Origin of the sequence: Microbacterium sp. LWH10-1.2, assembly GCF_038397765.1 — a bacterium.
GTDB classification, from domain to species: Bacteria; Actinomycetota; Actinomycetes; order Actinomycetales; family Microbacteriaceae; genus Microbacterium; species Microbacterium natoriense.
In genome coordinates this window covers 3728772-3754874 of sequence record NZ_CP151638.1, presented here as the reverse complement: position 1 = coordinate 3754874, position 26103 = coordinate 3728772, and the positions used below count along the sequence as shown (strand labels likewise).

Here is a 26103-nt window from a genome sequence, read left to right as displayed (position 1 = left end):
GTTGTCGACGCGAGGATGCCGTGCACTCGTCGACGTCACGTGAGGTCGTCGCCGGGGAGCGGGCTCTCCGGGGGCGTCGAGTCGTTCGCGCGGAACGGACGCACCACGAGAAGCGCGACGACCACGGCCGTAGCGCTCAGTGCCAGCCACATCCACGGCGTGGTCTCGAGCCCGATGAGCGAGGTCTGCCACTCGCGGCAGTACGAGTTCGCGGAGTCCTGAGCGTCCACGCACATGCCAGCCCCGAACACGGGGGCGAACAGCACGGTGGTCAGGAGAAGACAGCCGAGGACGATCCACAGCGCCCTCTTCGCCCCCTTCGTCATCCTCCCTTTCTACGCCACACGCTGAGAACGCCGCGACTCCGCAACCCGATCGTGACCGGGAGATGCCGGGAATAGAGACGGGGCGTCCGCGTTGCACCAGTCATGATTGAAACTTCAACCGTCGTTCCGATCGCCACAGAGCGGACCCGTGTGCGCGTGCCGATGCGCTTCGCCGACGGTTTCTCCACCACCGCAGACGTTGTCACCTTCGACGGTCTCGTCGACGGACGCGAGCACCTGCTGCTGGGACTCGGCGACTGGCGCGGAGCGATGGAGCGCGCGGCCGAGGGCGGCGACGCACCCCTCGTGCGCCCGCACAGCGAGTGCCTCACGGGCGACGTGTTCGGCTCGGAGCGCTGCGACTGCGGTCCGCAACTGCGCGAAGCGGTCGAGCGGATCTCCGACGAGGGCGGCTTCCTGCTGTACCTGCGCCAGGAGGGACGCGGCATCGGCCTGTATGCCAAGCTCGACGCCTACGCGCTGCAGGACGCGGGACTCGACACCTACGAGGCGAACGTGGCCCTCGGTCACGGTGAGGACGAGCGCGACTACACCGTCGCCGCGCAGATGCTGCGCGCCGTGGGCGTCGACGGCATCCGCCTGCTCAGCAACAACCCCGACAAGGCGGTGCAGCTCGAAGAGCTCGGCATCCGCGTCGCGGAGCGCATCCCGACCGGCGTCCACCTGTCGGAGGCGAACACGCGGTACCTGCAGGCGAAGCGCGACCACACCTCGCACACGCTCGACCTGTCGGCCGCCTGATGAGCGAGCGGCGGCTCGACGACGCCGAGATGGCGACCTGGCTGCCGACCATCCGCTTCGTGCAGCTGCTGCCGCAGGTGCTCGACCGGGCGTTGAAGGCCGAGACCGGACTCAACCACGCGCACTACGCGATCCTCGTCACCCTCGCCGGTCAGGCCGACAGGGCGATCCCGATGACCGAGCTGGCGCACATCGCCGGACTCAGCCGCTCACGCCTCAGTCACGCCATCGACTCGCTCGAGGAGCGGGGGTGGGTGACCCGCACGAGCTGCAGCAGCGACAAGCGCACCCTCACGGCAGCACTCACGGATGCCGGACGCGAACTGCTGCGCTCGGCGGCCCCCGTGCACGTGGCGCAGATCCGCGAGCTGGTGCTCGATCCGCTGACCGCGCACGAGCGCGACCAGCTGGGCGGCATCCTCTCGAAGCTCCTGCCCGGGATCACCGCCGCCCTGTAGCGCGCGAGCCTCGGGGGTCATGCTTCGGGGGTCGTGCTTCGGGGGGGTGCGGTGCGGGGGTGCGGTGCAGGGTCGTGCGGTGCGGGGTCGTGCTGGGGGGGTGCGGGTGCGCTGCGGCTTGACGCGTGCGGCCTCGCACGCCCGCACGTTCGGGAGGAGAGAACACGCTCGGGAGGACGGATGCCGGGAGAACCTCAGCCCGAACGTGCGAACTCAGCCCGAGCGTGCGAACTCAGCCCGAGCGTGCGGCGCGGCGTGCACGCCTCACGCTCAGCCCGAACGTGCGGCCCGCGTGCACGCCCTCAGGCCCCGAACGAGAGAGCACGCTCGGGAGGAGAGAACACGCTCGGGAGGACGGATGCCGGGAGAACCTCAGCCCGAACGTGCGAACCCAGCCCGAACGCGCGGCCCGCCGTGCGAGGTACCGTCAGTACCTGTCTCGTGGAGCCGACAGGGCGTACGGTCGAAGGCATGGACACCCGCAGCGAGGTGCGCGAGTTCCTCTCGTCGAGGCGCGCCCGCATCACCCCTGACCAGGCCGGACTCCCCGTGTATGGGGGCAACCGGCGTGTGCCGGGGCTCCGGCGCGAGGAGGTGTCGCTGCTGGCGGGCGTCAGCGTCGACTACTACACCCGCCTCGAGCGCGGAGACCTGTCCGGGGCGTCCGAGAGCGTGCTCGACGCCCTCGCCCGCGCGCTCCAGCTCGACGAGGCCGAAACCGCGCACCTGTTCGACCTCGCTCGCTCCGCCAACGCCGGCCCCGTTCCGCGCTCGCCCCGCACCAAGCCTGGACAGCTGCGGCCCAGCATCCTGCGTCTGCTCGACGCGATGACCGAGGCGCCGGCGATCGTGCGCGACAATCATTTCGACTACCGCGCGGCGAACGCGCTCGGCCGGGCGCTGTACGCCCCCGTGTTCGCGGAGCCGCGGCCCAACAGCGCGCGCTTCGCGTTCCTCAACCCTGCCGCCCAGGAGTTCTACCCCGAGTGGGAGCGCAACACGCAGGAGCTCGTCGCCGCGATGCGCGGCGAGGCCGGCCGCAACCCCTTCGACAAGAAGCTCACCGATCTCGTCGGAGAGCTGTCGACGCGCAGCGACCGGTTCCGCACCCTGTGGGCGGCGCACGACGTGCGTTTCCATCGCACGGGCCGCAAGCGCATCAACCACCCGGTCGTCGGCGAGATGGAGCTCACCTACGAGGCGTTCGAGCTTCCCGCCGACCCCGGACTCCAACTGTCGGCGTACACCGCGGAGCCCGGCTCGGCGTCCGCCGAGAAGCTGGGGCTGCTGGCGAGCTGGGCGGCGACGGATGCCGCGGCATCCGTCCGCCTCACCACGGAGGCCTGACGCTCCTCCGCGTGAGAGCCATCCTGGTCGTTCTGCTCAGAGCAGAATCGATGGATGCCGCGCCACGGCCCGACGTACCGTGAGGCATGGCCGCACTCGTCCCCTTCCCCCGTGCACCGCGTCGCCCCTCCGAGCCCGAGCCGCTGTGGCGGCAGCTGCTGGGCGACCAGCTGCGCCGACGACGCCACGACCGCGACGAGACCCTCACGGAGACCGCAGAGAAGGCGGGCGTCTCGCCCCAGTACCTCTCGGAGGTCGAGCGCGGACTCAAGGAGCCGTCGAGCGAGATGATCGCCGCGATCGCCGGCGCCCTCGACACGTCCCTGATCGAGCTCACCAGCGCCGTCGCCGACGAGCTGCGGTCGGAGCCGGCATCCGCATCCGCCCTCTCGTCCGCGCGGGGAGCTTTCGCCCTCGCCGCCTGAGGAGCGGCGCGAAACCGGCATCCGTCGCCTCGACCTCCACGGCCCGGCACTCGGTCGGCGCAGGTGCCGTTCTGTCGGCGCGAATCCGGCATCCGTCGCCTGTGTCTCCCCCACGGCCCGACGGCCCGGCACTCGGTCGGCGCAGGTGCCGTTCTGTCGGCGCGGTGCGTGCACGCGCGCCGACAGAACGGGGTCGGGGCCGACAGAACGTCAGGGCACCGCGGGAACCGCGACCGCGCATCCGACACGTTCCCTATCGCACCGGCGCCCCGCACGGCGTCCGGGGTCAGCCCCGCTCCCCCAGCACGGTGTCGATGAGGCCGTAGTCCCTGGCAGCGGATGCCGCGAACACGCGGTCCCTGTCGGTGTCGGCCCGCAGCTCGGCGACCGTGCGGCCGCTGTGCCTGGCGAGGATCTCCTCCATGTCCGCGCGCACCCGCACCACCTCGTCGGCCGCGAGGATCAGGTCGGGGATCGCGCCGCGCGACTGCCCGGCGGGCTGATGCAGCACGATGCGGGCGTGGGCGAGGGCGGACCGCTGACCCGGTGCTCCCGATGCGACGAGCAGCGCCGCGGGGCCGATCGCCTGGCCGACGCACGTCGTCGCGATCACCGGACGGATGTGCCGCATGGTGTCGTAGATCGCGAGAGCGGCCCCTGGATCGCCGCCCTCGCTGTTGATGTAGAACTGGATGCCGCTCTCGGGGCTGTCGGCGTCGAGGTGCAGCAACTGCGCGATGAGTGCGTTGGCGACGCCGGCGTCGATGCCGGTGCCGAGGTAGATCACGCGTTCGGCGAGGAGGTGCGAATAGACGTCCATGACGCGCTCGCCCCGCGGATGCTGTGCGATCACGTTCGGGATCGTGTAGCTGCTCATGCGTCCGCCCCCAGCCCGACGCGGGCGCGTCTGCGGGGCATGATCTCGGCGAACGAGCCGACGATCTCGTCGATGAAGCCGTAGTCGCGCGCCTGCTCCGCCGTGTACCAACGGTCGTGGAGAGAGTCCTCGAAGATGCGCTCCAGGGGCTGACCGGTGTCGCCGGCGATGAGCCCGAGCACGGTGTCGCGCATGTGGCGGAGGTCGTCGGCCTGGGTCTCGATCTCGACCGCCGATCCGCCGATGCCCGCCGACCCCTGGTGCATGAGGATGCGCGCGTGCGGCAGGGCTCTGCGCTTGCCCTTCGTGCCCGCGGAGAGCAGGAACTGCCCGGCACTGCAGGCGAGGCCGAGGGCGAGCGTCGAGACGTCGTTCGGCACGAGCCTCATGAGGTCGCGGATCGCGAGCATCGAGGGAACCGAGCCTCCGGGCGAGTGGATCCACAGTGCGATGTCGGCCACGGGGTCCTCGGCCGAGAGGGTGAGGAGCTGCGTCATCAGCAGCGTGCCGTTGTCGTCGTCGAGGGCGCCGTCGAGCACGAGGATGCGGTCGTGGAACAGCGCACGCCGCGCTTCGGGGCCGAACTGCGGGATGGGGGTGTCTTCGCTCATGCCCCCAGCATCCGCCGCCCCGTCTCTGCGCTGACCGGTTTCTGCTGTGGGCGGTTCTGCCCTGAGCGGCGCCCACACACCGACCGCCCCCTCGACGTCGTGTCGAGGGGGCGGTCTGCGGGGGTGGGGTGGGGAGTGGGGTTTCAGGCCGCGGCGAGCGCGCGGCGGTGGGAGATGCGGTGACCGACCCAGAATCCGAGGGCGATGAGGCCCACGAGTCCGATGCCGAGCATCCACGGAAGGGTCGACGGGGCCGCACCGGCGGTGGCGGATGCCAGGGTGCCGGAGCCGTCGGCGATCAGGCCGGTGCCCTCGGCGAGATCGGTCGCGCCCGCCTCGATCTTGTCGCCGCCCGCCGCGAGCTCCCCGGTCTTCTCGGCCACGGTGGCCGCACCCTCGGAGAGGTCGCCGACGCCGGAGCTGAGGTCGGATGCTCCGGACTGCAGCGTCGCCGCCCCCTCGGCGAGGGACACCGCGCCCTGGCTCAACGAGGTCGCGCCGGAGTCGAGCTTGATCGTTCCGGAGTGGAGCGTGGAGGCGCCGGACGAGAGTGCCTGGAGGCCACCCGAGAGCTTGGCGGCTCCCGCGGACAGCTGGGACGTGCCGTCCTTGAGGGTCTGCGCGCCGGCGACGAGCGCCGGGGCGCCCTTCTGCGCGTCCACGAGGCCGACGGTTCCCGGCCAGCCGAGGCTGGGTTCGCCGTTGACGAGCGCGTTCGCACCTCCTGCGAGCTTCTTCGACGCGTCGACGGTGGCGAGCGTGCCCGCGGCGAGTGCCGGAGCCGCGTCCGCGGCGCCCGCGATGCCGTCGACCTGCTTGTCGAGGCCTGCCGCGAGCAGGGCGAGCTGGTCGATGTCCGAACCGGTGACCCCGTCGTTCGCGGCGAGCAGGGCGAGCTTGTCGGCGAGCATCTGCGAGTTCGCCGGCGCACCCGCGGCCGCACCCTTGATACCCGCGGCAGCCGTCGGGTCGGAGAGCGCCTGGAGCTTCGGGATCATCGCCGCGGGCACGGCCGCGTCGATCTTGGACGTGAATTCGGCGGCGCCGGCGAGAAGATCGCTGGCGATCTTGTGAGCACCGGACACGCCCGCGGAGAGCTTGGTGGCGCCGTCGAGCACGGACTGCGCCCCGGCATCCGCCCTCGTGGTCCCGGCCTGGAGGTCCTGGGCGCCGCTGAGGGCCGTCTGGGCCCCGGCGCTGAGCTTGCCCGCACCGGCCACGGCGTTCGACGCTCCTGCGGCGAGGGCCCCGGCGCCCTCGGAGAGCGTCGCCGCACCGGTGGCGGCCGACTGCGCTCCGGCGGCGAGCTTCTGCGCGCCGTCGTGTGCGGTGGTCGCTCCGGCGGCGAGGTCTTCGGTGCCTGCGGCGAGCTTGTCTGCGCCGGACGAGAGGTCTCCCGCCCCGTCGGCCAGCGCGGCGGAGCCGTCTTCGGCCGTCGTCGTTCCGCCGGCGAGCTCGGCCGCACCGGCGGCGATCTTGCCGGTCACGATGAAGAACAGGATCACCATCGCGGCCAGCAGAACGCTGAGCACGATCACGGCGATGCGCATTCCAAGTCCGTGGGCATGGGGTCTAGCACTCGTCATTGAGGACTCCTGGGGTCGGTGGCGTCGTTGCCACCGGCGAGTGTATGGGCGGCTTTCCCAGCCTCCGCACAGCTTTGCCGCTCGGGACCAAGTCTCAGGAGCACTGATACTCGGTTCCTTGTAGCGATCTCACAATTCCCGTTGACCCCGAGTCAACAGCGCCCGCCACCCTGCCCTTCGTGGCAACGCGCCGCGCGAGTGCACGGCATCCTCTCGAACGCACGAGATCTTCACGCGCAGATCCCGTGCACTCGACGAGTGCACGGGATCTCGACGCCACCCTCGGGGTGAGGGCGGGGGTCAGCGGGCGGCGTGCAGCTCGGGGGCGTGCTGCGGGAGGGCGGCGAACGCGGTGGCGAGGTCGGCGATCAGGTCGTCGACGTTCTCCAGTCCGATGCTGAGGCGCAGCACGTCGGCGCCCGGCCGGGCCTCGGGCGGAACCGGGCGGTGCGTGAGGGCCGCCGGATGCTGGATGAGCGAGTCGACTCCTCCGAGCGAGACCGCATGCGTGAACAGCTCGGTCGCCGTGGTGATGGCGGATGCCGCGGCGAAGCCGCCCCGCATCCGCATCGCGATCATCGCGCCGGTGCCGCGCATCTGCCGTCCGAGGATGCCGCGCGGATCGCCGTCCAGCCCCGGGTAGAACACCTCGGCGACCTCGGGCCGATCGATCAGCCACTGCACGATGCGGCGGGCGCTCTCCTGCTGCGCGCGCATCCGCACCGGCAGGGTGGTGAGTCCGCGATGCAGCAGGTACGCGCCGAGCGGATGCAGCAGCCCTCCCGTGACGGCGCGCACGCGACGCAGCGCCTCGGCGGTCTCCTCGCTGCACGCGACGACGCCTGCGATCACGTCTCCATGACCGCCCAGGTACTTCGTGGCGCTGTGCAGCGACATGGCCGCACCGAGGTCGATCGGGTTCTGCAGCACGGGGGTCGCGAACGTGTTGTCGACCACGACCGGAACCCCGCCCGCCTGACGCACGACGTCGGCGATGTCCGCGATGTCGAGCGTGGGGTTCGCGGGGGTCTCGACCACGACGAGCCCCGTGTCGGGCCGGATCGCGGCGGCGACCTCGTCGGGGTGGCAGTACGTGGTCTCGACGCCGAGCAGTCCGGAGCCCAGCAGGTGATCGGTTCCGCCGTACAGCGGGCGCACCGCGACGACGTGGCGCATGCCCGTCGCGGGGCCGTGCGCGAGGATCACCGCGGTCATGGCCGCCATGCCCGAGGCGAACGCGACCGCGGCCTCGGCGTGCTCGAGCTCGGCGAGCGCCTCCTCGAAGCGCGCGACCGTGGGGTTCCACAGGCGGGCGTAGACCATGCTGCCGTCGACGGGAGGGCGGCCGCCCGTGGCCATCGCCTCGTACGAGTCCCCTCCGCGCTCGATGTCGGGCAGCGGGTTCGTCGTGGAGAGGTCGATCGGCAGCGCGTGGACCCCGAGACCCTCGAGGTCGGAGCGGCCGCTGTGGACGGCGACGGTGTCGGGATGCAACGGTGCAGTCATGTCTCCACGTTGCCCGAATCCCGATCCGGGCGCAGGGATTCGACAGCATCCGCCAGTTCTTCCGCCGTATTCGCTATTCTGTGCCGAAAGCGACCTTCGAAGAGGAGCCATCTTGGCGAAACCGCAACTCGACGAGCTCGACCTCGAACTGCTCGCCGCCCTCACCGCCGATGCAGTGGTCACGAACAAGGCGCTCGCCACCCGTCTGGGTCTCGCCGAGTCGACGTGCGCGCACCGCGTGCGGGCGCTGCGCGAGCGCGGCGTCATCCGCGACACCCGCATCCGCGTCGACGAGGCCGCCCTGGGCTTCCCGCTGCAGGCGATCATCAAGGTGCGCCTCGCGAACCACACCGGCCCCAAGGTCACCGCGCTGTTCGATGCGCTCGTCGGCATCCCCCGCGTGCTGCAGGTCTTCCACGTCGCCGGGGTCGACGACTTCCTCGTGCACGTCGCCGTGCAGGATGCGACGGCGCTGCGGGACATCGTGCTGGAGCACATCACGATCCACCCCGTCGTGCGGGGCACCGAGACCCAGCTGGTGTTCGAGCTCCGAGACGGCAGCGGACTGCTCGGCCGATAGCCGCGCGCTCGACGGATGCCCGGCCCGCACTCGCGCGCAGGGCCCGAGAGCGCGAGGATGGAACGGCACGTGAAGCAAGGGAGCACCGAATGAGCCGCAGCGCCACCGCAGCCACGAACACGATCCGCGAGATGCGGGACTTCCTCTTCGCGAACGCCACGGACTACGACGCCGCACGCGCCGGCTTCTCCTGGCCGCACCCCGACGAGTTCAACTTCGCGCTGGAGTGGTTCGACGTCGTCGCGGGAGAGGACCCCGACCGCCCCGCCGTGCAGATCGTGTCCGCCGACCTGTCGCTCGCGGAGTGGACCTACGGGCAGCTCTCCGCCCGCTCCGACCAGGTCGCCGCCTGGCTCACGGGTCTCGGCATCAGCCGCGGCGATCACGTCATCGTGATGCTGGGCAACCAGATCGAGCTATGGGAGGTGATGCTCGCGATCACCAAGATCGGCGCGGTGTCGATCCCGACCTCGACGCTGCTGTCGGCATCCGACCTCGCCTACCGCATCGAGCACGGCCGCGCCCGCGCCGTCGTGACCCTCGGCGCACTCGCCGGGCGGCTCGACGGCATCGACACCCTGCGGATCGGCGTCGGCGACGGCATCCCCGCTGGGTGGGAGCGCTTCGCGGACTCCGCCGACGCCCCGACGGAGTTCGAGCCGGATGCCCCGACCCCGGCATCCGACACCGCCCTGCTCTACTTCACCAGCGGCACCACCAGTCGTCCCAAGCTCGTGCAGCACACCCACGCCTCCTACCCGATCGGCCACCTGTCGACCATGTGGTGGCTGGGCGTGCGGCCGGGCGACGTGCACCTCAACATCTCGTCGCCCGGGTGGGCGAAGCACGCGTGGTCAAGCTTCTACTCGCCGTTCCTCGCCGAGGCCACCGTCTTCGTCTACAACTACGACCGCTTCGACGCGAACGCCCTCATGCAGGTCATGGACACCCACCACGTGTCGACGTTCTGCGCACCGCCGACCGTGTGGCGCATGCTGATCCAGGCCGACCTCGGACGCCTCACGCATCCGCCGCGTGAGCTCGTCGGCGCCGGCGAACCCCTGAATCCCGAGGTCATCGAGCGCGTGCGGAACGCGTGGGGAGGGACGATCCGCGACGGATTCGGTCAGACCGAGATGACGGCGTGCATCGGCAACTCCCCCGGCCAGCCGATCAAGATCGGGTCGATGGGACGACCGCTCCCCGGCTACCCCGTCGTGCTGCTCGACCCCGTGACGGGCGCCGTGACCGACGGGGAGGGTGAGATCGCCCTCGACCTGTCGCAGCCGCCCCTCGGCCTCATGGCCGGGTACTACGACGCCCCGGAGAAGACGGCGGAGTCGCGTGCAGGCGGGTTCCACCACACGGGCGACATCGCGACGAGGGATGCCGACGGCTACCTCACCTACGTCGGCAGGGCGGACGACGTCTTCAAGGCATCGGACTACAAGATCTCGCCGTTCGAGCTCGAGTCGGTGCTGCTGGAGCACGACCTCGTGGTCGAGGCGGCGGTGGTGCCGAGCCCGGATCCGACCCGCCTGGCGGTGCCGAAGGCGTACGTGTGCCTGCGGACGGATGCCGGAGCCGACGAGGCGGAGGCCGCACGATCGATCTTCGCCTACGCGCACGACCGCCTGTCGTCGCACCTCTGGGTGCGGATCATCGAGTTCGCTCCAGAGCTGCCGAAGACCATCTCGGGCAAGATCCGTCGCGTCGAGCTGCGCGCCCGCGAGGCCGCACGCGTCGAGTCCGGAGACGAGACCGGGCAGCACCGCGACCGCGACTACCGCTGAGTCGCGCGGCTCAGGCCGCGCGGACTGGGTCAGGCCGCGCGGACCGGATTCGGCCGCGTGAGCGTCGGAATCGTGCTGGTCGCCGGGGCGACGGATGCCGGAGCCACGACGGCCGGTGCAGCGGCCGCCGCCTCGGCCTTCTCCGTCCGCGTCGGCCACTCGGCGCCGGATGCGTTCATGATCGCACGCACGACGCCGCCGATCACCAGCAGGCCGACGAGCGCCGCGACGGAGGCCAGCAGCGGCATCCACTGGCTGGCGAATCCGGCGATGGAGCTGATCATCGCGCTGGGGATCCAGAGCCCCACCGCGCCTCCGCTCAGACCGCTCGCGCCGCGTGTGATCGCGACGGCTGCGACGATCGCGCAGACCGTCGCGAGCACCGCGCCGACCACTCCGATCGGGACCATGATCTGGGCCAGATCGCTGGCCACCCTCGATGTCGTCATGACGACCCCCCGTCAGCGGTATCTCCGCACCTTCTACATTAGGAAAGTGTCTGGATGAACGCATCCGTCTCAAGGATGATGTTTCGTACTCCTGCGGTCTAACGCCTCTTCAGGCGGGCGAGCGGCGACCTCTTCACCACGCGCACCGGCTGCGTGACGACGGCGTCGACCACCATCGATCCGTCGACCGGTCCGACGATGGCGATCGCCGACGTCTCGGTGGCCTCCGCGGGGTTCACCGGCATCCGTCCGAGGGCGCGGTGCGCGCTGATGTACGCGGGCACGAGCAGCACGATCGCCCCCACCCAGGCGAGCGGGTTGCTGAGCGCGACACCGGGGAATCCGATCCACGCGCCGAGGGCGACCGCGGCGGCGACGCGCATCACGAGCTCGATGACGCCGGTGACGGTGGGCACGAGCGTGTGCCCGAGGCCCTGGAGCGCGCCGCGGAGCACGAACAGCACGCCGAGCGCCCAGTAGCCGCATCCGTTCACGATGAGCATGAGGTGCGCGAGCCTCACGACCTCGTCGGAGCCGTCGCCGATGAACAGCCGCACCATCGGCACGCCGAAGGCGATGATGACGATGCCGATCACCGCACCGGCGGCCACCGCCATCCACGTCGCCTCCACGACGCCGCGGCGGATGCGGTCGGGACGGCGCCCGCCGAGGTTCTGCGCCGTGTACATCGAGACGGCGAGGCCGAGCGACGAGAGGAAGGCCACGCCGAGGCTGTCGACCCTGGCACCCGTGGTGTACGCGGCCACCGCCTCGGCGCCGATGGTGTTGAGCGCGACCTGCACGGTGAGGGTGCCGATCGCGATGATCGACGCCTGGAAGCCCATGGGCAGTCCGAGACGCAGGTGCTCGGCCACATCGGCGCGCGTGACGCGCCAGTCGCTGCGGCGCAGGTGCAGCAGAGGCAGGCGGCGGCGCACGAACTCCAGGCACAGCAGCACCGACACGGCCTGCGCGACGACCGTCGCCAGCGCCGCCCCGGCCACGCCCCACTCGAGCGGTCCGACCATGAGCACGACGAGCCCCGCGTTCAGGGCGCACGAGACCGTGAGGAAGACCAGCGGCGTGCGGGAGTCGCCGATCGCGCGGATGATCGCCGACAGGTAGTTGAAGAACATGGTCGCGCCGGCGCCGATGAAGCTGATCTGCGTGAACACGGTGGCCTCGGCCATCAGCTCGCTCGGCGTCTGCAGCAGCGCGAGGAGAGGGTGCGAGATCAGGGGCGCCCCGACCGTGAGGATCACGCTCGTGATGCCGGTGAGGATCACCCCGGTCGCGACGGAGCGGCGCACCGCGACCTCGTCGCCGGCGCCGTAGGCCTGCGCGATGGGGATGGCGAAGCCGCTCGTGAGACCCCACGCGAAGCCGAGCAGCAGGAACAGCAGCGGTCCGGTCGCGCCGACGGCGGCGAGCGAGCCGACGCCGAGGTGGCGGCCGACGACGATCGCATCGACGAACTGGTACAGCTGCTGGACGACGTTGCCGAGCAGGAGCGGGATGGAGAAGGCAAGGATGACACGCCACGGACGGCCCGTGGTGAGAGAGGTGGCCATGAAGGAGCGGCTCGCAGAACTGGGGGGTGGATCGGGGGTCCGACCAGTTTATCGAATCGATTCGGAGAGCGGTATCCCCGGACACGCGGAATCGGCCGGCATCGCGGGGGCGATGCCGGCCGATCTCTTCCGCGCGCTCAGGCGGATGCAGGGGTGGGGCCGCCGGACGGCGACTCCGCGTCGGTGCTCCCCAGCTCCGACGCCTGCTCGGCCTCGCGCACGATCTCCTCGACGACCGGTGAGTCGTCGCCGATCTCCCGCTGCAGCTCGTGGGCGAGCGAGTCGAGCTCCGCGCCGCCCGCCATCATGCTCGTCAACTGCGCGAGGGAGATCTCCTCCTTCTCGAAGTTGCCGATGCTGGTGCCGCGGTTCAGCAGCAGGAACCGATCGCCCACGGGGTACGCGTGGTGCGGGTTGTGCGTGATGAACACGACGCCCAGACCGCGATCGCGGGCCCTGGCGATGTACTTCAGCACCACGCCCGACTGCTTCACACCCAGCGCCGCGGTCGGCTCGTCGAGGATCAGCACCCTCGCGCCGAAGTACACCGCACGGGCGATCGCGACGCACTGGCGCTCTCCTCCCGACAGCGTGCCGATCGGCTGATCCACGTCGCGCAGGTCGATGCCCATGTTGGCGAGCTCTGTGTACGTGATCTGCTTCATGCGCTTCACGTCGAGCCGACGGAGCGGCCCCCAGCCCTTCGTCAGCTCCGACCCGAGGAAGAAGTTGCGCCAGACCGGCATCAGCGGCACGACAGCGAGGTCCTGATAGACCGTGGCGATGCCGGCATCCAGCGCCGCCCTCGGCGACGAGAACGTCACCTGCACCCCGTCGACGAGCAGCTCGCCGCTGGAGGGGGTGTGCGCCCCGGCCAGCATCTTGATGAACGTGGACTTGCCGGCGCCGTTGTCCCCCAGGACGCACGTGACCTGTCCGGCGTTCACCGTCGTGCTGACTCCGGCGAGCGCGTTCACCGGACCGTAGCTCTTGCCGATGTCGCGCACCTCGACGACGGGCGCCGTCGTGCTGACCGCGGTCATTTCACTCCTCCCGCCCTGAGTCGCACCCAGTGGTTCAGGAACACCGCCAGCAGCAGCATCGCTCCGAGGAACGTGCGCAGCCAGTTCGTGTCCCACTGGGCGAACGTGATGCCCTGGAAGACCATGCCGTAGATGAGGGCGCCCAGCGCCGCGCCGATCGCGGAGCCGAAGCCTCCCGTCATCAGACAGCCGCCGACGACCGCGCAGATGATGTAGATGAACTCCTGCCCGACGCCCGTGTTCGCCTGCACCGTCGAGGTGCGGAACAGCGAGATCATGCCGACCAGCCACGCCGCACCGGCCGTGACCATGAACAGGCCGATCTTGGTCTTGAGCACGGGAACGCCCACCTGGCGGGATGACGTGACCGCCCCGCCGACCGCGAAGATCCAGTTGCCCGGCCGGGTGCGCAGCAGCACCCAGGTCGCGACGGCGGTGACGACGAACCACCAGAGCACCGAGATGTAGAAGGTGCCGCCGCCGATCTCGATCGACGAGCCGAAGAGGGGCTGGATGCTGTCGTAGTAGGGCACCTTGGTCATGCCCTGGATGGCCACCTGGCCGGTGATGAGCTTCGTGACGGCGAGGTCGATGCCCGCCAGGACGAAGAACGTGCCGAGGGTGATGATGAAGCTCGGCAGCCCGGTCTTCATCACGAGGAGGCCGTTGAGGGCGCCGATCGCGAGGGCCAGCACGAGCGAGACGAGCACGGCCACCCAGATGTTCAGCCCGTACCGGGTGGTCAGGATGCCGACCACGAGAGCGGTGAAGCCGGTGAGCACACCCGCCGAGAGGTCGAACTCCCCGCCGATCATGAGCAGGGCGACCGCCACGGCCATGATGCCGAAGGTCGATGCGGATTCGAGCCAGACGCCCGCTCCGGCGGTGGTCATGAAGCTCTTCGTGTAGACGGAGAAGAAGATCATCACCGCCAGCGCTGCGACGAGCGCTCCCATCTCGGGCCGCACGAGCAGAGTGCGCAGCGGCCGCCGTTCCAGTCGCGGTCTGTTGCCCACCGTGACGATGTCCGTCGTTGTCATCTTCAGTCCTTTCGCCGGACGAGGGGTCGGGTGTCATCCCGCCCCCTCCGCCGGTGTTAGCGCGTGCCCTTCTTGGCGAACTCCGCGACCTGGGCCGCGTTGTCCTTCGTGACGAACGCCGGTCCGGAGTAGATCGGCTCCCCACCGCCGATGTCGTTGCCGTTGATGCTCTTGAGGTAGAGCGCGGTCACCCCGAGGAAGCCCTGCACGTACGGCTGCTGGTCGACCGCGAAGAGGATCTTGCCGTCGGCCACTGCGGCCACGACGTCTTCCGACAGGTCGAAGGTCGCGACCTTCGCCGCGCTGCCGGACTCCTCGACGGCGCCGACCGCGTCGATCGCGTACTGGCCGCCGAGGGTCAGCACGGCGTCGATTGAGGGGTCGGCCTGCAGCTTCGACTTGATGGTCGCCTTGACCTCGGCATCGTTCGTGCCGTCGACCTGCAGGTTCTCCATGGTGCCGCCGAACGCGCCGGCCGCGGCCTTGCAGCGCTCCTCGAGCCCGATGTTGCCCGCTTCCTGGATGACGCAGAGGGCGTTGGTCGCGCCCTCCGTGCTGAGGCGCTCGCCGACAGCGGCTCCCGCGATCGACTCGCTCTGCCCGACGTGGGTGATCGCGCCGAACTCCTTGAACTTCTCGATGCCCGAGTTGATGGTCACGACCGGGATGCCGGCGGCGACGGCGCGCTCGACGCTCGCCTGGACGCCGTCGGGGTTGGCCATGGAGACGACGATGCCGTCGACCTTCTGCGCGATCGCGTTGTCGATGAGCTGCGACTGCTTCGCGGGGTCGGGGTCGGAGTTGTAGGTGACGTCGGCGCCGTAGTCGGCTCCGGCCTTCTCCGCGCCGGACTTGACGCGGTCCCAGAACGCGTCGCCGGGCGCTGCGTGCGTGACCACGGCGTAGCTCAGCCCTGAGGACTTGGTGTCGCCGCCGCCCTGCGAGTCGGTCGTCGGTTCCTGTCCGGTTCCAGAGCACGCCGACAGCAGCAGCGCGGCTGCGGCGGCGATCCCCAGAACGCCGATGAGGCGCTTCTTCATTTCGGTTTCCCTTCGATGCGGATCCTGTCGACGTCGACACGTCCCACCTGGTGACGTCGGTGTCAGGGCGATCCTGACACCGTGGAGTCCAAATGTCAATACATTCTGTCAACATCTCCATTCGGGGTATACGCTGTGTCCAACGGAAGGAGTCGCCCGTGGTGACGAAGAAGCACATCGGCGTCGGTCTGGTCTCGGTCGGATGGATGGGGCGCCTGCACTCACGCGCCTATCTGGAGGCGCACAGGCACTACCCCGACCTGCCCGTCGTCGCCGACCTCACGGTCGCCGCAGACCCGGATGCCGGGGGCCGCGAACACGCCGCCGACGTGCTCGGCTACCGCGAGACCGTCTCCGACTACCGCGAGCTGATCGCCCACCCGGACGTCGACGTGGTCTCGATCTGCTCGCCGAACTTCCTCCACCACGAGATCGCCCTGGCCGCCATCGCTGCGGGCAAGCCGTTCTGGATCGAGAAGCCGATGGGCCGCGGCGCCGGCGAGTCGCGAGAGATCGCACAGGGCGCTCTCGACGCGGGTCTCGTGACCTCGGTGGGCTTCAACTACCGGCACGCCCCCGCCATCGCGCACGCCAGGCGCCTGGTGCGCGACGGGGCGCTCGGCACGATCACGAACGTGCGCGTCGCCCTGCTCGCCGACTACTCGGCCGATCCCGACGGCGCCCTCACGTGGCGGTTCAGCCGCGATCGCGCGGGCAGCGGCGTGCTCGGCGACCTGCTCTCGCACGGGGCCGACCTCGCGCAGTACATCGTCGGCCGGATCAGCTCCGTCAGCGGGCTCACCGAGACCTTCATCCGCAGCCGTCCCCTGCCGTCGGCCGGCGCGGCCAGCCACTTCAGCAAGGGCGCCGACGACGGCCCCCGCGGCGACGTCGAGAACGAGGACTACGCCGCGATCCTCGCCCGTTTCGACTCCGGCGCGGTCGCCGTGCTGGAGTCCAGCCGCGTCGCGATCGGCCCCCGCGCCGAGTACCGCATCGAGGTGTACGGCACGAAGGGCTCGCTGCGGTGGGACTTCCAGCGCCTGAACGAGCTCCAGCTGGCCGACGACGCCTCCGGCTACCGCACCGTCATGGCCGGGCCCGACTACGGCGACTTCGCGCGCTTCCAGCCCGGGGCCGGCACCGGCATGGGCTTCGACGACCTGAAGACCATCGAGGCCTCGCTGTTCCTGCGCTCCGTCGCCGAGGGCAGGCAGCTCGCGCCGTCGGCATCCGATGCGTGGTCGGCGGCGGAGATCGTGGATGCCGCGCTGCGGAGCACGGCATCCGGAGCCTGGGAGTCCGTGCCCGAGGTGACGGGCCCCACGACGTACGACGCGTGACCCTCCGCTCCTCTCGTCTCGTGGGTCCCGCTCGCGTGTGCCGTTCGCGTGTGAGTCACGCTCACGCGAGGTGTCGCACAACGCACGCGTGAGGCGCCACAAGAGCACACGCGTGAGGGGCCACAGAACGTCGCGTCATGGGCCCCGTACCCGACAGAACATGACCCCTCACACCAAGCACCACAAAGAGCACCCGCGTGAAGAGCCACAAAACGTCGCGCCAAAGGGCCCGCACCCCGCACAACATGACCCCTCACGCGAGGGCGCGAGGGCGCGAGCGAGGGCGCGAGCGAGGGCGCGAGGGTGCGGGGGGGCTCAGGCCCCGAAGGCGCTCCGGAACGCGTCGAGCGCGGCATCCGTGTCGGTGCGCGCCCAGCCCTCGAGGCCGATCACCCCGTCGTAGCCGAGGTCGCGCAGCGCAGCGGCGATCGCCTCGTAGCGGATCTCCCCCGTGCCCGGCTCGCAGCGACCAGGCACATCAGCGACCTGGATCTCGCCGACCCACGGCAGCGCCTCCCGCACGAGCTCGATCAGGTTCCCCTCCCCGATCTGCGCGTGGTACAGGTCGAGGTTGAGGCGCAGCCACGGGGAGTCCACGGCCCGCGCCAGACGCAGCGTGTCGGCGGCGCGGGCGAACGGGGTTCCGGGGTGGTCGACGGCGGTGTTCAGGTTCTCCAGCGTGAACACGCGCCCCTCACGCGCGCCCAGCGCGGCCAGTCGCGCGAGGGTGTCCGCCGCGATCTCCCACTCGTGCGGGGCGACCTCGGTCTGCGGGCGCACCGGAAGGCCGCCGGGCGCCAGCCCCGTGCCGTGCAGGTTCAGCCGGGGTGAGTCGATCACCTCCGCCTTCCGCAGCGACTCCTCCGCCGTCGCGAGGAGGTCGGCGATGCCCTCGGGCGTCGTGAGGTCGCCGCGGAGGTACCCCGTCATCGACGAGAACACCGCGCCGGTGGCGGCGAGCGCGGGGAGGTCCTTGGTGCTCCAGTCCCAGATCTCGACCTCGAAGCCGCGCTCGTCGAGACGGCGGACGCGTTCGACCAGATCGAGGTCGGTGTAGAGCATCTCGGCCGACGCGGCCAGCCGGTAGCGGGCAGGCTGCTCGACGGCGCTCATCGCAGGTCGACCGGCACGACGACGCGCTCGGTCGCCGAACGCTGCGCGGCGTCGGCGAGGATCAGCGCCGCGCGGCCGTCCTCGAACGTCGGGCTCGTCGACTCCTCTCCGCGGGCGAGCAGGATGAACTCGTGCAGCTCCGCGGCGTAGGCGGCGGCATAGCGCTCCAGGAAGAACGGCTCGTACGGGGGCTTCGCCTCGACGGCATCCGCGGTCGACAGGCTGACGAGGCTGGTCGGCGCGTTCGCGACCTGCAGCATCCCGGTGCCGCCGAAGGCCTCGATGCGCTGGTCGTAGCCGACGGCGCTGTGCCGTGAGTTGACGATCGTGACGAGGGCGCCGGATGCCGCGCGCAGGGTCGTCACGGCGGTGTCGAAGTCGCCGTGCTGGGCGGCGCCGGCGTCGAAGGTCGTCGACCCGGATGCCGAGACCTCGACGATCTCGGGCAGGAAGAACCGTGCCATGTCGAAGTCGTGGATCGTCATGTCGCGGAAGATCCCGCCGGACACGGCGACGTAGTCGGCGGGCGGGGCCGAGGGGTCGCGGCTGATGATCGTGAGCTGTTCGAGGGCGCCGATCTCACCCGCGGCGACGCGGGCCCTGGCCGACGCGAACGCGGGGTCGAAGCGGCGGTTGAAGCCGAGCGCCACCGGCACCCCGGCCGACGCGACCCGGGGACGCAGCGCCTCGACCCGCGCGATGTCGAGGTCGATCGGCTTCTCGCAGAGCACGGGGATGCCGGCATCCACCGCCCGCGCGATGAGGTCGACGTGCGTCGGCGTCGGCGAGGCGATGAGGATCGCGTCGACCTCGCCCGAGGCGAACACCTCGTCGGGGGTGTCGGTCGCCGTGCCGCCGTACGTCGCCGCGACGCGGCGCGCGCCGTCGACGAAGGGATCGGCGACCCAGGAGAGCTGCGCGTCGGGGTCGGCGGCGATGCTCGCGGCGTGCACCTGGCCGATGCGTCCGGTGCCGATCAGGCCGAAGCGGAGGGGAGCGTGTGACATCGTGCGGTCCTTCGGGGAGAGGGGTCGGGGAGAAGGGGTCACGCCCAGGGGCGCAGCGCCTCGCGGTTGCGGATCTGGTCGGCCCCGCGCGCGGCGCGGAACTCGGAGAGGGAGACGTCGGGGCCGTTCAGCACGTCCTGCTCGACGACGATCCAGCCGTCGAAGCCGCGCTCGTCGACGGCATCCATCACGGCGGCGAGGTCGATGTCGCCCGCGCCGAACGCGACGAACGAACCCGACGACCAGACCTCGCGCATCCCGCCGCCGGCGGAGAGCACGCGCGTCAGCTCGCCGAGGTCGACGTCCTTCAGGTGCAGGTGGTTGATGCGGTCTCCCCAGCGGCGCACGGCGTCGAGCGGGTCTCCCCCGGCGATGAAGAGGTGACCGGTGTCGAGGGTGAGATCGACGTCGACGTTCGCGAGGAACCGATCGATCTCGTCGGGCGACTCCACGAACGTGCCGGCGTGGTGGTGGAAGGTCGGCTCGAAGCCGGCCGCGCGCACGATGCCCGCGGCGCGCTCGGTGTTCGCGAGCAGCCTCCCCCACGCGGCCTCGGCGAGCGGGTCGACCTCGCCTCCGCGGCCCGGCGCACCCTGGCGGATGCTCGAGCCTCCGTCGGCGAGCGTGGGCAGCGGCAGCCGATCGGGGCCGTCCTCCGCGGCGTCGGAGAACGCGCGCAGCGCCTCGTGCAGTTCCGGGAGCGCCGCCTCGAAGGCGTCGTCGTCGGAGAACGGCAGCTGCACCCAGCCTCCGGCGAGCTCCAGCCCGTGGCTCCGCAGCCGCTGCCGCAGCCGCGCGCCCCGCCCGAAGAAGCCGGACGGGCCCAGGTCCACGCCGCGGTAGTCCGACTCGGCGAGCGTCGCCAGCAGGTCGTCGGGGCTGATCGTCTCGGCGCCCTCCGGGGTCAGCTCGAACACGCCGAAGCTCACCGGGGCGCCGGCCACCGTCGCCTTCATGCCTCTCCTCCGTCTTCCGCGCCCAGCAGCGGGCGCTGCGCCGTCCGGCGCTGTTCGTACTCGCGGCGTGCGCGACGGGTCGTCGGCAGCGATGCCTCCTCCGGCACCGGCACATCCCACCAGCCCTCCCCGTCGGGGGCGTAGAGCAGCGGGTCGCTCTCGATGTGGATCACGGTCGACCGCGGCGAGGCCTTCGCTGCGGCGAGCGCGGCCGACAGGTCGTCGATCGCGGATGCCGTCGCCGGGATCTCCACGACGTCCAGCCCGTAGCTGCGCGCGTTCATGGCGAGGTCGACCGGCAGCAGCCGCTCGGCGTGCGCCGGATCGTCCTGCATCCGGTAGCGCGTGCCGAACCGTTCCGAGCCGACGGTCTCCGACAGGTGGCCGATCGAGGCGTAGCCGTGGTTCTGCACGATCACGATGATGAGCTTGATGCCCTCGGCGACGACCGTGGCGAGCTCGGAGCTCAGCATCAGGTACGAGCCGTCCCCCACCATCACGACCACGTCGCGGTCGGAGCCGGAGGCGAGGGCGCCGCGCTTGGCGCCGAGGCCGCCGGCGATCTCGTACCCCATGCACGAGAACGCGTACTCGACGTGATAGCCGAGCGGGTCGCGCACGCGCCAGAGCTTGTGCAGGTCGCCGGGCAGGGAACCAGCGGCCTGGACGATCACGTCCTCCGGGTCGGTGGCCGCCTGGACGGCGCCGATGATCTCCGGCTGGCCGGGACGTGCGAGGCCCGATGGCGCGAAGGCCGCGTCGACCGCGGCATCCCACTCCGCCTTCTCCCCGGCGATGCGGGTGGCGTACTCGTCGCTCACGATCCGGACGGGCAGCGCCTCTGCGAGCGCGACCAGCGTCTCGCGGGCGTCGGCGATCACGGGCAGCTGCGTGCCGTGCTTGTACGCGTCGAACGCGGCGACGTTGATGTTGACGAACTCGACACCCGGATGCTGGAACGCCGTGCGCGACCCCGTGGTGAAGTCGCTGTAGCGCGTGCCGATGCCGATCACGACGTCGGCCTCGGCGGCGAGCCGATTCGCCGCGGTCGAGCCCGTGGCCCCGACGCCGCCGAGGTACTGCGGGTGGTCCCAGGCGAGGCTGCCGCCGCCGGCCTGCGTCGTGCCGACGGGGATGCCGGTGGCCTCGACGAAGGCGCGCAGCTGCTCCTCTGCGCCCGAGTAGATCACGCCGCCGCCCGCGACGACGAACGGGCGCTTCGCGGCGCGGATCGCCCGCACGGCCCGCTCCAGCGCACCGCGTTCGGGGACGGGCCGGCGCACGTGCCACTCGCGTTCGGCGAGGAACGACAGCGGCACGTCGATGCTCTCGGCCTGCACGTCCTCCGGCAGCGCGATCGTGACGGCGCCGGTCTCGGCGGGGTCGACGAGCACGCGAAGGGCGTTCAGCGCGATCGAGAACAGCTGCTCCGGCCGCTGCACGCGATCGAAGAAGCGCGAGAGCGGACGGAACGCGTCGTTGACGGTGAGCCCGATGTCCCACGGCTGCTCCAGCTGCTGCAGCACCGGGTCGGCCACGCGCGTCGCGAAGGTGTCGCTCGGCAGCAGTAGCGCCGGCAGCCGATTCGTCGTGGCGAGCGCGGCGCCGGTGAGCATGTTGGTCGCGCCGGGGCCGACGGATGCCGCGGAGGCGAACGTCGCCCTTCGGCGGTGCATCCGCGCGAAGCCGACGGACTGGTGCACCATCGCCTGCTCGTTGCGGGCCTGGTGGTACGGCATGAGGCCGGGGCTCTCGACGTCGAGCTGGCGCAGCGCCTGGCCGATGCCGGCGACGTTGCCGTGTCCGAAGATGCCGAACACGCCGGGGATCGTCCGTTCGCGGATCTCCCCGTCGACCGTCCATTGGTTCGCAAGGAACCCGATCAGCGCCTGGCTGACCGACATCCTCCTGGTCGCCGTCATCGCGGCCCTCCTTCGTCGTGCTCGTCGTCGTGCGCCGATGCGCCCTCGGGGAAGGGCAGGCGCGGGTCGATCGGCTGCGAGGCCCACGCGTCGCGCACCCACGCGTGCGCGGGGTCGTCGCTGATCAGCCACTCGCGCTCGGGGTCCGGCCCCGCCATCACGTTCAGGTAGTACAGGTCGTAGCCTGGGGCGGCGACCGCAGGGCCGTGGTAGCCGAAGGGCACGAGGGCGATGTCGCCCGTGCGGACCATCGCGTCGATCTCGATGTCGCCGGCGGGAGAGGAGTAGGTGCTGAACAGCCCGAACGCGGCATCCGCCCCCTGCGTCGACCGGTCGGCGCGAGCCGCCTCGAAGTAGTAGATCTCCTCGAGCCGCGACTCGTGACCGGGCACGTTCTCGTCGTGCTTGTGCGGAGGGTACGACGACCAGTTGCCTGCTGGCGTGATGACCTCGCACACGATGAGCCGGGCGGCATCCAGCGCCTGCGGGGTGCCGAAGTTGTGCACCTGGCGGCTCGACGCACCCGCACCGCGGAGCTCGACGGGGGTCTCTGCCGCCGCGATGCGTCTGGTCGGCCGGACCTCGGTCGTCGGCGACGAGGCGACGGCGACCCTGCCGCTCCCCCGCACGATCGCCGTCGCATCGGTGGAGAGGTAGAGCACGTCGGTCGGACCGTCGAAGACCGACGCGCGGCCCGCGAGGTCCACGGTCGACGCGGACCCCCGCTCGACGACCTCCACCGTGAAGCTCCCGGCGAGCGGCACGACGATGCGCTCCTGCCCGCCGCCGTCCAGCGCGAGGGACTCGCCCTCGGTCAGCACGCCCACGCGCAGACCCGTGTGCTGCCAGCCGGGGATGCCGTCGTCGACCACGCTCTCCCACCCCTCGCCGGCGAGCGCGCCGCGGCGATGGAACCATCCGGTCTCGTCGTTCATGCGCGCCTCAGCGGTTCTGCGGGAATCCGAGGTTGATGCCCTCGTGCGTCGCCGGGTCGAGCCAGCGGCTGGTGACCGCCTTCTCCCGCGTGAAGAACTCGAACCCGTGCACACCGTACGCCTTCGCGTCGCCGAACAGCGAGGCCTTCCAGCCGCCGAAGGAGTGGTACGCGACGGGGACGGGGATCGGGACGTTGATGCCGATCATGCCGACCTGCACCTCGGTCTGGAAGCGCCGCGCGGCGCCGCCGTCGTTCGTGAAGATCGCCGTGCCGTTGCCGAACTCGCCGGAGTTGATGAGGTCGAGCCCCTCCTGGAACGTCTCGACGCGCACGATCGACAGCACCGGGCCGAAGATCTCCTCGCGGTACGCCCGCGATGTGAGCGGGATCTCGTCGATCAGCGTCGGTCCGAAGAAGAAGCCGTCCTCGTGCCCGTCGACGACGAAGCCGCGGCCGTCCACCACGATGCGCGCCCCATCGGCGGCCGCGATGTCGACGTAGCCCGACACCTTCTCTCGGTGCGCGCCGCTGATCAGCGGGCCGAGGTCGGGCTCGCCGTCGGCATCCCCCGCGCCGTTGCCCACGCGCAGCCGGGAGATCCGCTCGGTGATCTTCTCGATGAGCCGGTCCGCCACCGGCTCCACCGCGATCAGGACGGAGATCGCCATGCACCGCTCGCCCGCGGCGCCGTAGCCCGCGTTGATCGCCTGGTCGGCGACGAGGTCGAGGTCGGCGTCGGGGAGCACCAGCATGTGGTTCTTCGCACCGCCGAGCGCCTGCACCCTCTTGCCGTGACGGGATGCCGTCTCGTAGATGTACTGCGCGATGGGGGTCGAGCCGACGAACGAGATCGACTGCACGACGGGGCTCGTGAGGAGGCCGTCGACCGCGAGCTTGTCACCCTGCAGCACCGTGAAGACGCCGTCGGGGAGCCCGGCCTCGCGCCACAGCTCGGCCATCCAGAGAGCGGCGGACGGATCCTTCTCGCTGGGCTTGAGCACCACGGCGTTGCCGGCGGCGATCGCGATCGGGAAGAACCACATCGGCACCATGACCGGGAAGTTGAAGGGGCTGACGATGCCGATCACGCCCAGCGGCTGCTTGATCGAGTACACGTCGATGCCGGTCGAGACGTTCTCCGAGTAGGCGCCCTTGATCAGGTGCGGGAACCCGGTGGCGAGCTCCACCACCTCCTGTCCGCGGAGGATCTCCCCCATCGCGTCGGAGAGCACCTTGCCGTGCTCACGCGTGACGATCTCGGCGAGCTCGCCCTTGCGGGCGTTCAGCAGCTCGCGGAATGCGAACAGCACCGCCTGGCGCTTCGCGATCGACGTGGCGCCCCAGGCCTTCTGCGCACGCTCTGCCGACGCGATCGCCTCGGCGATCTCGGCCTCGTCGGCGAGCGCCACCCGGCCGATCACGGCTCCGGTCGCGGGGTTGAAGACGTCGGCGGTGCGGCCGCTCGTCGAGGGGCGCGGCGCCCCGTCGATCCAGTGGCCGATCTCCTGCACACCCGCGAGGGCGGCTGTCGTGTCGATGGTCATGCGGGCTCCTCAGATCAGCGTGGGGTGGACGAGTCGGGCCGCGATGTCGACGGCCGCGGCGACATCGCCGTCGGGCGGGTAGAGCAGGGTGCGACCCGCGGTGAGGCCCCGCACGCCGGGGAGCGACATCGCGTCCTCCCAGGCGGCGAAGGTCTCGTCGGGGTCGTCGGGAGAGTCGCCGCCGAGCAGCACGGTCGGCATGGTCGTCGCCGCCATCACGCGCTCCATGTCGGCCACGACGGGCAGCTTCATCCACGTGTACGCGCTGCTGCCACCGAGGCCGGCGGCGATCGCGATCGAGCGGATGACGGCATCCGGCGTCAGGTCGTTGACGACGTGCCCGTCCTTCCACTGGCTCACGAACGGCTCCAGCATGATGGGCAGTCGAGCGGCGGCGGCCTGCGTGACGGCGTGGGCGGTCGCCTCGAGCGTCGCCGAGGTGCCCTCGTCGTCGAAGTTGATGCGCATGAGCGTCTTCGCGAAGTCGAGCCCGGAGTCGACGAGGCTCGGCACGTCGTAGGCCGTGAAGCGGTCGTCCATCTCGAAGGTCGCCGAGCGGAGGCCGCCGCGGTTCATCGAGCCCACCACGACCTTTCCGTCGAGCAGGCCGAGAGCGGCGAGGTCGTCGATGATGTCGGGGGTCCCGAGCACGCCGTCGACGCCCGGTCGCGAGAGCGCCGTGGCGAGCCGGTCGAGCAGGTCGTACCTGTCGGCCATGGCCGTCGCGTCCGGTCCCACCGCGAGCGCGCCCCTGGCCGGATGGTCGGCGGCGACGATGAACATGCGGTCGTCGGCTCCCAGGATCTCGCGCCGCGTGCGCGCCCGCAGCGCCTCGGTGATCTCGTGCGGACGTCGCGAGCGGATCTCCCGCAGCCGCGCGAAGTCGGATGCCGTCAGGATGCCCATGTCAGTTCCCCCCTGCCATCGCCTCGTCGACCTCCGCCGTCGTGGGCATGGCCGTCGAGCACTCCAGGCGCGAGGCGACGATCGCCCCCGCCGCGTTCGCGAAGCGGATGATCCGCTCGAGCTCCCACCCGCTCAGCAGGCCGTGGCACAGGGCGCCGCCGAACGCGTCGCCGGCGCCGAGGCCGTTGACGACGTCGATGACCAGCGGGGGCACCTCGACGGTCTCGTCTCGGGTCTTGGCGAGCACGCCCTTGGGCCCCTGCTTCACGATCGCAAGCTCGATGCCGCGGTCGAGCAGCGCGTCGGCTGCGCGGTGCGGGTCGGTCTCGCCGACGGCGATCTCGCACTCCTCGCGGTTGCCCACGGCCACGGTCACGGCGTCGAGCACGGCATCCACCTGCGCGGACGCTGCGGCCGGATCGCTCCAGAACATCGGGCGGTAGTCGAGGTCGAGCACCGTGTGCCGAGCGCGCCCCCTGGCAGCGAGCGCTGCGAGATGGGCGGAGCGGCTGGGCTCCTGGCTGAGGCCGGTGACCGTGAGCCAGAGGAGATCGGTCGCACGCACGGCGTCGAGGTCGATCTGGTCGGCGTCGAGATTCAGATCGGGCGCCTTCGGGTCGCGGTAGAAGTACAGCGGGAAGTCGTCGGGCGGGAAGATCTCGCAGAACGTCAGGGGCGTCTTCAGCAGCGGATCGACGGCCACGCCGGAGGGGTCGACGCCGAGGCGGTCGAGCTCGCGGAGCAGGTAGCGGCCGAAGGGATCGTCGCCCACGCGCGAGACGAGGGCCGAGCGGCGCCCGTGCCGCGCCGCGGCGACGCTCACGTTGGCCGCGCTGCCGCCGAGGTACTTGCCGAAGCTCGTCACGTCTTCGAGGCCGACCCCGCTCTGCAGCGGATAGAGGTCCACTCCGAGGCGTCCGAAGGCGATGATCTCGGGTGCGTCCTGCGTCTCGGTCATGCG

General features: G+C 71.0%; 25 protein-coding genes. 7 read left to right on the top strand and 18 right to left on the bottom strand.

Features of this window, described 5'->3' with window-relative positions; translation table 11 throughout:
* Positions 1 to 35: 35 nt before the first annotated feature.
* Entirely contained in the window at positions 36 to 326 is a 291-nt protein-coding gene (locus MRBLWH10_RS17555; protein WP_341940912.1) for a hypothetical protein, read from the bottom strand.
* A gap of 102 nt (positions 327 to 428) precedes the next feature.
* Here MRBLWH10_RS17555 and ribA point away from each other — a divergent pair, with 102 nt between their 5' ends.
* The 4 genes from ribA to MRBLWH10_RS17535 all read left to right on the top strand — a co-directional run bounded on the left by ribA (position 429) and on the right by MRBLWH10_RS17535 (position 3318).
* On the top strand, positions 429 to 1088 hold the full coding sequence (gene ribA / locus MRBLWH10_RS17550) for a GTP cyclohydrolase II (protein WP_105677470.1): 660 nt from the start codon (positions 429 to 431) through the stop codon (positions 1086 to 1088).
* Positions 1088 to 1546 (top strand): MarR family transcriptional regulator, encoded by a 459-nt coding sequence (locus MRBLWH10_RS17545; protein ID WP_341940911.1) that lies wholly within the window; start codon positions 1088 to 1090, stop codon positions 1544 to 1546. The genes ribA and MRBLWH10_RS17545 overlap by 1 nt, the downstream gene beginning before the upstream one ends.
* A gap of 471 nt (positions 1547 to 2017) precedes the next feature.
* Entirely contained in the window at positions 2018 to 2893 is an 876-nt protein-coding gene (locus MRBLWH10_RS17540) for a helix-turn-helix transcriptional regulator (protein WP_105677533.1), read from the top strand.
* Between the two features lie 86 nt (positions 2894 to 2979).
* On the top strand, positions 2980 to 3318 hold the full coding sequence (locus MRBLWH10_RS17535; protein WP_341940910.1) for a helix-turn-helix transcriptional regulator: 339 nt from the start codon (positions 2980 to 2982) through the stop codon (positions 3316 to 3318).
* Positions 3319 to 3604: 286 nt separating this feature from the next.
* On the opposite strand, the gene MRBLWH10_RS17530 is transcribed toward MRBLWH10_RS17535, so the two are convergent.
* The 4 genes from MRBLWH10_RS17530 to MRBLWH10_RS17515 all read right to left on the bottom strand — a co-directional run bounded on the left by MRBLWH10_RS17530 (position 3605) and on the right by MRBLWH10_RS17515 (position 7898).
* Positions 3605 to 4195, bottom strand: coding sequence for an ATP-dependent Clp protease proteolytic subunit (locus MRBLWH10_RS17530; protein ID WP_341940909.1), 591 nt, complete (start codon positions 4193 to 4195; stop codon positions 3605 to 3607).
* Complete coding sequence (locus tag MRBLWH10_RS17525; protein WP_341940908.1) at positions 4192 to 4806, bottom strand: ATP-dependent Clp protease proteolytic subunit; 615 nt, start codon at positions 4804 to 4806, stop codon at positions 4192 to 4194. Before MRBLWH10_RS17525 ends, MRBLWH10_RS17530 begins: the two co-directional genes overlap by 4 nt.
* Positions 4807 to 4949: 143 nt before the next feature.
* Positions 4950 to 6356: a hypothetical protein gene (locus MRBLWH10_RS17520; protein ID WP_341940907.1), complete on the bottom strand. Its 1407-nt coding sequence runs from the start codon at positions 6354 to 6356 to the stop codon at positions 4950 to 4952.
* 336 nt (positions 6357 to 6692) lie between these two features.
* Positions 6693 to 7898 (bottom strand): PLP-dependent aspartate aminotransferase family protein, encoded by a 1206-nt coding sequence (locus MRBLWH10_RS17515; RefSeq protein ID WP_341940906.1) that lies wholly within the window; start codon positions 7896 to 7898, stop codon positions 6693 to 6695.
* Between the two features lie 112 nt (positions 7899 to 8010).
* On the opposite strand from MRBLWH10_RS17515, the gene MRBLWH10_RS17510 reads away from it, so the two are divergent.
* Both MRBLWH10_RS17510 and MRBLWH10_RS17505 read left to right on the top strand, forming a co-directional pair.
* Positions 8011 to 8478: an Lrp/AsnC family transcriptional regulator gene (locus tag MRBLWH10_RS17510; RefSeq protein ID WP_341940905.1), complete on the top strand. Its 468-nt coding sequence runs from the start codon at positions 8011 to 8013 to the stop codon at positions 8476 to 8478.
* An 89-nt stretch (positions 8479 to 8567) separates the two neighbouring features.
* Positions 8568 to 10271, top strand: a complete 1704-nt coding sequence (locus MRBLWH10_RS17505; RefSeq protein WP_341940904.1) for an AMP-binding protein — start codon at positions 8568 to 8570, stop codon at positions 10269 to 10271.
* 29 nt (positions 10272 to 10300) lie between these two features.
* Here MRBLWH10_RS17505 and MRBLWH10_RS17500 read toward each other — a convergent pair whose 3' ends face one another.
* From MRBLWH10_RS17500 to MRBLWH10_RS17480, 5 genes are all read right to left on the bottom strand, one after another.
* Entirely contained in the window at positions 10301 to 10720 is a 420-nt protein-coding gene (locus MRBLWH10_RS17500) for a hypothetical protein (RefSeq protein ID WP_341940903.1), read from the bottom strand.
* A gap of 98 nt (positions 10721 to 10818) precedes the next feature.
* A complete protein-coding gene (locus tag MRBLWH10_RS17495) occupies positions 10819 to 12291 on the bottom strand; it encodes an MATE family efflux transporter (protein ID WP_341940902.1) in 1473 nt (490 codons plus the stop codon).
* A 137-nt stretch (positions 12292 to 12428) separates the two neighbouring features.
* Complete coding sequence (locus tag MRBLWH10_RS17490; RefSeq protein ID WP_341940901.1) at positions 12429 to 13334, bottom strand: ATP-binding cassette domain-containing protein; 906 nt, start codon at positions 13332 to 13334, stop codon at positions 12429 to 12431.
* On the bottom strand, positions 13331 to 14374 hold the full coding sequence (locus MRBLWH10_RS17485; RefSeq protein ID WP_105675938.1) for an ABC transporter permease: 1044 nt from the start codon (positions 14372 to 14374) through the stop codon (positions 13331 to 13333). The genes MRBLWH10_RS17490 and MRBLWH10_RS17485 overlap by 4 nt, the downstream gene beginning before the upstream one ends.
* Positions 14375 to 14430: 56 nt before the next feature.
* Complete coding sequence (locus tag MRBLWH10_RS17480; protein WP_341940900.1) at positions 14431 to 15414, bottom strand: sugar ABC transporter substrate-binding protein; 984 nt, start codon at positions 15412 to 15414, stop codon at positions 14431 to 14433.
* 158 nt (positions 15415 to 15572) lie between these two features.
* Here MRBLWH10_RS17480 and MRBLWH10_RS17475 point away from each other — a divergent pair, with 158 nt between their 5' ends.
* Positions 15573 to 16757 carry a Gfo/Idh/MocA family oxidoreductase gene (locus MRBLWH10_RS17475; protein WP_341940899.1) on the top strand — a complete coding sequence of 395 codons (1185 nt, stop codon included), beginning with the start codon at positions 15573 to 15575 and terminating at the stop codon, positions 16755 to 16757.
* Positions 16758 to 17072: 315 nt separating this feature from the next.
* Here the strand turns inward: MRBLWH10_RS17475 and MRBLWH10_RS17470 are convergent, their stop codons facing one another.
* Genes MRBLWH10_RS17470 through iolC form a run of 8 tightly spaced genes read right to left on the bottom strand, consistent with a single transcriptional unit; the run spans position 17073 to position 26100 of the window.
* Entirely contained in the window at positions 17073 to 17870 is a 798-nt protein-coding gene (locus MRBLWH10_RS17470; protein ID WP_341940898.1) for a TIM barrel protein, read from the bottom strand.
* Positions 17867 to 18877 (bottom strand): inositol 2-dehydrogenase, encoded by a 1011-nt coding sequence (gene iolG / locus MRBLWH10_RS17465; protein ID WP_341940897.1) that lies wholly within the window; start codon positions 18875 to 18877, stop codon positions 17867 to 17869. The genes MRBLWH10_RS17470 and iolG overlap by 4 nt, the downstream gene beginning before the upstream one ends.
* Positions 18878 to 18915: 38 nt before the next feature.
* A complete protein-coding gene (locus MRBLWH10_RS17460) occupies positions 18916 to 19833 on the bottom strand; it encodes a sugar phosphate isomerase/epimerase (RefSeq protein ID WP_341940896.1) in 918 nt (305 codons plus the stop codon).
* Positions 19830 to 21755 carry a 3D-(3,5/4)-trihydroxycyclohexane-1,2-dione acylhydrolase (decyclizing) gene (iolD, locus tag MRBLWH10_RS17455; protein WP_341940895.1) on the bottom strand — a complete coding sequence of 642 codons (1926 nt, stop codon included), beginning with the start codon at positions 21753 to 21755 and terminating at the stop codon, positions 19830 to 19832. The genes MRBLWH10_RS17460 and iolD overlap by 4 nt, the downstream gene beginning before the upstream one ends.
* Positions 21752 to 22690, bottom strand: coding sequence for a 5-deoxy-glucuronate isomerase (gene iolB / locus MRBLWH10_RS17450; protein ID WP_341940894.1), 939 nt, complete (start codon positions 22688 to 22690; stop codon positions 21752 to 21754). Before iolB ends, iolD begins: the two co-directional genes overlap by 4 nt.
* A gap of 7 nt (positions 22691 to 22697) precedes the next feature.
* On the bottom strand, positions 22698 to 24236 hold the full coding sequence (locus MRBLWH10_RS17445) for a CoA-acylating methylmalonate-semialdehyde dehydrogenase (protein WP_341940893.1): 1539 nt from the start codon (positions 24234 to 24236) through the stop codon (positions 22698 to 22700).
* Between the two features lie 9 nt (positions 24237 to 24245).
* On the bottom strand, positions 24246 to 25142 hold the full coding sequence (locus tag MRBLWH10_RS17440; protein ID WP_181155935.1) for a deoxyribose-phosphate aldolase: 897 nt from the start codon (positions 25140 to 25142) through the stop codon (positions 24246 to 24248).
* Between the two features lies 1 nt (position 25143).
* On the bottom strand, positions 25144 to 26100 hold the full coding sequence (gene iolC / locus MRBLWH10_RS17435; RefSeq protein ID WP_341942606.1) for a 5-dehydro-2-deoxygluconokinase: 957 nt from the start codon (positions 26098 to 26100) through the stop codon (positions 25144 to 25146).
* Positions 26101 to 26103 lie beyond the last annotated feature (3 nt).

What these genes read in the sequence shown, in the direction of transcription:
- MRBLWH10_RS17555 (WP_341940912.1), bottom strand. Translation starts at nt 326, where the DNA reads ATGACGAAGGGGGCGAAGAGGGCGCTGTGGATCGTCCTCGGCTGTCTT.
- ribA (WP_105677470.1), top strand. Translation starts at nt 429, where the DNA reads ATGATTGAAACTTCAACCGTCGTTCCGATCGCCACAGAGCGGACCCGT.
- MRBLWH10_RS17545 (WP_341940911.1), top strand. Translation starts at nt 1,088, where the DNA reads ATGAGCGAGCGGCGGCTCGACGACGCCGAGATGGCGACCTGGCTGCCG.
- MRBLWH10_RS17540 (WP_105677533.1), top strand. Translation starts at nt 2,018, where the DNA reads ATGGACACCCGCAGCGAGGTGCGCGAGTTCCTCTCGTCGAGGCGCGCC.
- MRBLWH10_RS17535 (WP_341940910.1), top strand. Translation starts at nt 2,980, where the DNA reads ATGGCCGCACTCGTCCCCTTCCCCCGTGCACCGCGTCGCCCCTCCGAG.
- MRBLWH10_RS17530 (WP_341940909.1), bottom strand. Translation starts at nt 4,195, where the DNA reads ATGAGCAGCTACACGATCCCGAACGTGATCGCACAGCATCCGCGGGGC.
- MRBLWH10_RS17525 (WP_341940908.1), bottom strand. Translation starts at nt 4,806, where the DNA reads ATGAGCGAAGACACCCCCATCCCGCAGTTCGGCCCCGAAGCGCGGCGT.
- MRBLWH10_RS17520 (WP_341940907.1), bottom strand. Translation starts at nt 6,356, where the DNA reads ATGCGCATCGCCGTGATCGTGCTCAGCGTTCTGCTGGCCGCGATGGTG.
- MRBLWH10_RS17515 (WP_341940906.1), bottom strand. Translation starts at nt 7,898, where the DNA reads ATGACTGCACCGTTGCATCCCGACACCGTCGCCGTCCACAGCGGCCGC.
- MRBLWH10_RS17505 (WP_341940904.1), top strand. Translation starts at nt 8,568, where the DNA reads ATGAGCCGCAGCGCCACCGCAGCCACGAACACGATCCGCGAGATGCGG.
- MRBLWH10_RS17500 (WP_341940903.1), bottom strand. Translation starts at nt 10,720, where the DNA reads ATGACGACATCGAGGGTGGCCAGCGATCTGGCCCAGATCATGGTCCCG.
- MRBLWH10_RS17495 (WP_341940902.1), bottom strand. Translation starts at nt 12,291, where the DNA reads ATGGCCACCTCTCTCACCACGGGCCGTCCGTGGCGTGTCATCCTTGCC.
- MRBLWH10_RS17490 (WP_341940901.1), bottom strand. Translation starts at nt 13,334, where the DNA reads ATGACCGCGGTCAGCACGACGGCGCCCGTCGTCGAGGTGCGCGACATC.
- MRBLWH10_RS17485 (WP_105675938.1), bottom strand. Translation starts at nt 14,374, where the DNA reads ATGACAACGACGGACATCGTCACGGTGGGCAACAGACCGCGACTGGAA.
- MRBLWH10_RS17480 (WP_341940900.1), bottom strand. Translation starts at nt 15,414, where the DNA reads ATGAAGAAGCGCCTCATCGGCGTTCTGGGGATCGCCGCCGCAGCCGCG.
- MRBLWH10_RS17470 (WP_341940898.1), bottom strand. Translation starts at nt 17,870, where the DNA reads ATGAGCGCCGTCGAGCAGCCTGCCCGCTACCGGCTGGCCGCGTCGGCC.
- iolG (WP_341940897.1), bottom strand. Translation starts at nt 18,877, where the DNA reads ATGTCACACGCTCCCCTCCGCTTCGGCCTGATCGGCACCGGACGCATC.
- MRBLWH10_RS17460 (WP_341940896.1), bottom strand. Translation starts at nt 19,833, where the DNA reads ATGAAGGCGACGGTGGCCGGCGCCCCGGTGAGCTTCGGCGTGTTCGAG.
- iolD (WP_341940895.1), bottom strand. Translation starts at nt 21,755, where the DNA reads ATGACGGCGACCAGGAGGATGTCGGTCAGCCAGGCGCTGATCGGGTTC.
- iolB (WP_341940894.1), bottom strand. Translation starts at nt 22,690, where the DNA reads ATGAACGACGAGACCGGATGGTTCCATCGCCGCGGCGCGCTCGCCGGC.
- MRBLWH10_RS17445 (WP_341940893.1), bottom strand. Translation starts at nt 24,236, where the DNA reads ATGACCATCGACACGACAGCCGCCCTCGCGGGTGTGCAGGAGATCGGC.
- MRBLWH10_RS17440 (WP_181155935.1), bottom strand. Translation starts at nt 25,142, where the DNA reads ATGGGCATCCTGACGGCATCCGACTTCGCGCGGCTGCGGGAGATCCGC.
- iolC (WP_341942606.1), bottom strand. Translation starts at nt 26,100, where the DNA reads ATGACCGAGACGCAGGACGCACCCGAGATCATCGCCTTCGGACGCCTC.